The sequence below is a fragment of the Eubacterium ramulus ATCC 29099 genome (assembly GCF_000469345.1).
In the GTDB taxonomy this organism is placed as follows: Bacteria; Bacillota; Clostridia; order Lachnospirales; family Lachnospiraceae; genus Eubacterium_I; species Eubacterium_I ramulus.
The window spans coordinates 1-247 of record NZ_KI271134.1; the positions used below are offsets into that span (position 1 = coordinate 1).

Annotated in this window: 1 tRNA gene; it reads left to right on the plus strand. The window is 45.7% G+C overall.

The features are described from left to right. The first annotated feature begins 34 nt into the window (after positions 1-34). Positions 35-106: transfer RNA gene (locus tag HMPREF0373_RS08930), tRNA-Glu, on the plus strand. Positions 107-247 lie beyond the last annotated feature (141 nt).

A 247-nucleotide genomic window follows, 5' to 3' on the forward strand; every position in this document is an offset into this window, starting at 1 on the left:
TTGTTGTAGGTTCGAGCCCTACTCGGGGAGTTATGGCTCCATGGTCAAGCGGTTAAGACATCGCCCTTTCACGGCGGTAACACGGGTTCGATTCCCGTTGGAGTCATTTATATGTTAGCAGAATTGCTCGTAAAGTAGCAGAGGTCTGTTGGCTGATAAACATTAGACTCAGGAAACAATGAGTATGGTAAGTAAGAAAGTTGTTTCTGTATGTTTATGCCGATGTGGCTCAATTGGCAGAGCAGCT